The sequence below is a fragment of the Citrobacter sp. genome, from assembly GCF_050252275.1.
Taxonomy (GTDB): domain Bacteria; phylum Pseudomonadota; class Gammaproteobacteria; order Enterobacterales; family Enterobacteriaceae; genus Citrobacter_A; species Citrobacter_A amalonaticus.
Genome location: NZ_JBFWLF010000337.1, coordinates 1 through 4,484, shown reverse-complemented (window position 1 = coordinate 4,484; position 4,484 = coordinate 1). Strand labels below are relative to the sequence as shown.

Annotated in this window: 3 protein-coding genes; 1 reads left to right on the top strand and 2 read right to left on the bottom strand. The window is 55.2% G+C overall.

Annotation, left to right across the window (positions count from 1 at the left end):
- A partial coding sequence (pgm, locus tag AB7E14_RS20930) for a phosphoglucomutase (alpha-D-glucose-1,6-bisphosphate-dependent) (RefSeq protein ID WP_428169893.1) occupies nt 1-1,440 on the top strand: 1,440 nt, incomplete at its 5' end.
- A gap of 56 nt (nt 1,441-1,496) precedes the next feature.
- Here pgm and potE read toward each other — a convergent pair.
- Together potE and speC are read right to left on the bottom strand one after the other, a co-directional pair.
- Nucleotides 1,497-2,816, bottom strand: a complete 1,320-nt coding sequence (potE, locus tag AB7E14_RS20925) for a putrescine-ornithine antiporter (protein ID WP_044256569.1) — start codon at nt 2,814-2,816, stop codon at nt 1,497-1,499.
- A partial coding sequence (gene speC / locus AB7E14_RS20920) for an ornithine decarboxylase (protein ID WP_428169892.1) occupies nt 2,813-4,484 on the bottom strand: 1,672 nt, incomplete at its 5' end. The genes potE and speC, both read right to left, overlap by 4 nt.

Genomic DNA, 4,484 nt, shown 5'->3' with positions numbered 1-4,484 from the left:
ATCGCGGAAGAACGTGCAAAAAATGGTATTACGGGTCCATGCTACGTGGGGAAAGATACCCATGCACTGTCTGAACCGGCGTTTATCTCCGTGCTGGAAGTGCTCGCCGCGAACGGTGTTGATGTGATTGTTCAGGAGAACAACGGTTTTACCCCAACACCCGCTGTGTCAAATGCCATTCTGGTTCACAACAAAAAAGGCGGTCCGCTGGCTGACGGTATTGTGATTACCCCGTCCCACAACCCGCCAGAAGATGGTGGCATTAAATACAACCCGCCTAATGGTGGCCCGGCAGATACCAACGTCACGAAAGTGGTGGAAGATCGGGCGAATGCGCTGCTGGCTGACGATCTGAAAGGCGTGAAGCGCATTTCTCTGGATGCGGCGCTGGCGTCCGGTCATGTCAAAGAGCAGGACCTGGTACAGCCGTTCGTTGAGGGGCTGGCTGATATCGTCGATATGGCGGCGATTCAGAAAGCCGGTCTGACGCTGGGTGTGGATCCGCTGGGCGGCTCCGGTATTGAATACTGGAAGCGTATCGCAGAGCATTACAAACTGAATCTGACCATCGTAAACGATCAGGTTGATCAGACTTTCCGCTTTATGCATCTCGATAAAGATGGCGCAATCCGTATGGACTGCTCGTCTGAATGTGCCATGGCCGGTTTGCTGGCGCTGCGCGATAAGTTCGACCTGGCGTTCGCTAACGATCCGGATTATGACCGTCACGGTATCGTCACTCCGGCGGGGCTGATGAATCCAAACCACTACCTGGCGGTGGCTATCAACTACCTGTTCCAGCATCGTCCGCAGTGGGGCAAAGACGTGGCTGTCGGTAAGACGCTGGTTTCGTCGGCAATGATTGACCGCGTGGTTAACGATCTGGGGCGTAAACTGGTTGAAGTTCCGGTTGGCTTTAAATGGTTTGTTGATGGTCTGTTTGACGGCAGCTTCGGCTTTGGCGGCGAAGAGAGCGCGGGGGCATCCTTCCTGCGTTTCGACGGTACGCCGTGGTCTACTGATAAAGACGGGATCATCATGTGTCTGCTGGCAGCAGAAATTACTGCCGTCACCGGGAAGAACCCGCAGGAGCACTACAACGAGCTTGCCGCCCGTTTTGGTGCGCCGAGCTACAACCGTCTGCAGGCTGGCGCAACATCGGCACAGAAAGCGGCGCTGTCTAAACTGTCTCCGGAGATGGTCAGCGCCAGTACGCTGGCCGGTGACCCGATCACAGCACGTCTGACGGCGGCTCCCGGTAACGGTGCGTCGATTGGCGGTCTGAAAGTCATGACCGACAACGGTTGGTTCGCGGCACGCCCTTCGGGTACGGAAGATGCGTACAAGATCTATTGCGAGAGCTTCCTTGGCGAAGAACATCGCAAGCAGATCGAGAAAGAAGCGGTCGAAATCGTCAGCGAAGTGCTGAAAAACGCCTGAGTTGTACCACTGAATTAAAAAAGGAGCCGAAAGGCTCCTTTTTTGTTTGGCTAGCCTTAACCGTGCTTATTCTTCAGTTCAAAGCGTGGTGATACCAGGCCGTACAGCGTCCAGCCGAGGAAGGTCACGATGGAACCATACAACATCGCTTCTTCACCTGACGAGTAGAGCGCATAGAAGCTGTACATCGCACCGATGAAGGCGACAAAGTTTGCCATCTTCGCCTTTGACGGCGGAACGTTCGCCACTCTCTGGATGATCACCAGTGCGGCCATCGACAGAATATACGGAATGATATTCGTCACCACGGCCAGGTTGACCAGCACGTTAAACTGGCTGTTCAGCGATGGGCTGATGGTCATCAGCGATAAGCCACTCTGGATGATAACAATCGTCAGCATCCCCTGAACCGGCGCATCGACTTTGGTCACGCGAGAAAAGATTTTCGGGAAATAGCCTTCATCGGCAGAGGATTTAAAGACCTGCGCAATGGTGAACTGCCAGCCCAGCAATGAACCACAGCAGGACATGATCATCAGCGCCATGATCACTTTACCCACTTCCGGTGTGAACATCTGCGCGAACGCCAGACCAAACGGTGCGGTGGAGTTAGCCAGATCCATGTTAGGCACAATCCCGGCAATCACGTTGGTAGAGACGATGTAGATCACCGCCGCGCCCAGCGTCCCGCCCAGTACGGCAATCGGTACGTTCTTCTCCGGGTTTTCCACCACTTCCGCGTTCGCACAGGCTGATTCCAGACCAAGGAACGCCCACAGCGTCATCGCGATAGATGAACCGACGGCGGTAAAGAACGGTACATGATGTGGGTTCCACGAGTTGGCATACAGCGTTGGGCTGAACCAGAACCAGCCGATGATGCACAGGCCGACCACCGGAATGATCACTCCCCAGACAGTGATACTGCTGATCTGCCCGGTAATGCGCGCACCGCCAAAGTTCGCGACCGTACAGATCCACAGTACACCGATGGTGGCGAGACCGATTTGCACCGGGGAGAGGGTGGCGCCGAAAAGTTCGGTACCGTAACCCACGGCGGAGATGGCAATGGCGACGTTGGCAATCAACAGCGATACCCCATAGGTGTAGTTCGCCATAAAGTTACCGGATTTACCAAACGCATATTCTGCGTAGCCCCCCATCCCGCCGGCTTTACGGCTGAACATTCCGCACTTGGCGAACGCCCAGGCCAGCGCCATAGACCCGACGGCTGTCACCAGCCAGGAAATAATTGAAATGGTGCCGACTTCAGCCAGTTTGGTCGGCAGCATGATGATCCCGGAGCCCATCATATTGACCATGGTCAGGATGGTGAGCTGCATCACGCCCATTTTATTGGATTTGGCTTTACTCATAATACTTCTCCTTTCAACAGGCTGTTCTGTGCTTCACGCGGTTTAATCACGTAGCACCACACCTGTTTGCGACCATCGCACTCGTTGATGTACACACCCTGAAGTTCCGGCGCGAAACCGGGCAGCAGGTTGATCCCTTCTTCCAGTGCGCTGAAGTAACGCAGTACCGCACCGCCCCAGACTTCCCCAGGAACCACGCACAGCACACCCGGCGGGTAAGGGAGCGCGCCTTCAGCGGCAATACGGCCTTCGGCCTCAGGCAGCGGCACCAGATCCACCTCACCACGCAGATAGGCGTAGTTGGCATCTTGTGGGTTCATGCTGACGCGCGGGAAATGGGACTTGCGGAACATCTCTTTTTGCAGTTGTTTCACGTTGTGACGCGCATACAGGTCGTGCATCTCCTGACACAACTGGCGCAGGGTGTAACCGGCATAACGCGCTTCGTGCTGTTTGTAGATAGACGGCAGAACGTCCGCCAGCGGTGCGTCAGATTCCAGCAGGCGCTCGAAACGCACCAGCAGGGCGACGAGTTGTTGCAGTTTCGCCATGTCTTCCGCCGGGGTCAGCAGGAACAGGATCGAGTTGAGGTCGCATTTTTCCGGGACCACGCCGTTTTCACGCAGGAAGTTGGCAAGAATAGTCGCCGGGACGCCGAAGGTGTCGTACTCGCCATTGCGTGCGTTGATACCCGGAGTGGTCAACAACAGTTTGCAAGGGTCAACAAAGTATTGATGCTCGGCGTAACCTTCAAACGCATGCCAGTGTTCGCCAGGGACGAAGTGGAAAAAGCGCAGATCGTTGGCGATTTCCGCAGTCGGATAAGACTGCCACGGTTTGCCATCAACCAGTTCCGGAACAAAGGGACGGATATGATGGCAGTTATCAAGGATCAGCTTACGGGCGTCGATACCGTTGGCGACACAGTCCATCCACATGTTGCGGCCACTGACGCCTTCGTGCATTTTGGCGTTAATATCCAGTGCGGCAAACAGTGGATAGAACGGGCTGGTGGAGGCGTGCATCATGAACGCGTTATTCATGCGTTTATGCGGCACATAGCGCGGCTGACCTTTGATATGGCTGTCTTTTTTGTGAATTTGCGAAGTCTGGGAGAAGCCCGCTTGCTGTTTGTGAACGGACTGCGTTACCAGAATACCCGGATCGTTTTCGTTCAGTTCCAGCAGCAGCGGAGAACAATCCGCCATCATCGGGATAAACTGCTCATAGCCCACCCAGGCGGAGTCGAACAGAATGTAATCGCAAAGGTGACCAATTTTATCCACCACCTGACGGGCGTTATAAATCGTGCCGTCGTAGGTGCCCAACTGGATAACGGCAAGACGGAATGGACGTGCGTCACGAGCCCGTTGCGGTGCCACTTCGCTGACCAGTTCGCGCAGGTAGCTCTCTTCAAAGCAGTGGGCATCGATCCCGCCGATAAAGCCGTACGGGTTACGTGCGGTTTCCAGATAGACCGGCGTTGCGCCCGCCTGCAATAACGCGCCGTGGTGGTTTGACTTGTGGTTGTTACGGTCGAAGAGCACCAGATCGCCCGGAGTCAGCAGTGCGTTCAGCACCACTTTGTTAGACGAAGAGGTTCCGTTTAACACAAAGTAGGTTTTATCGGCATTAAAAACCTTCGCGGCATGTTGCTGGGCGATGCAC

Excerpts from the sequence above, each read along its gene's own strand:
- potE (WP_044256569.1), bottom strand. The coding sequence starts at position 2,816 with ATGAGTAAAGCCAAATCCAATAAAATGGGCGTGATGCAGCTCACCATC.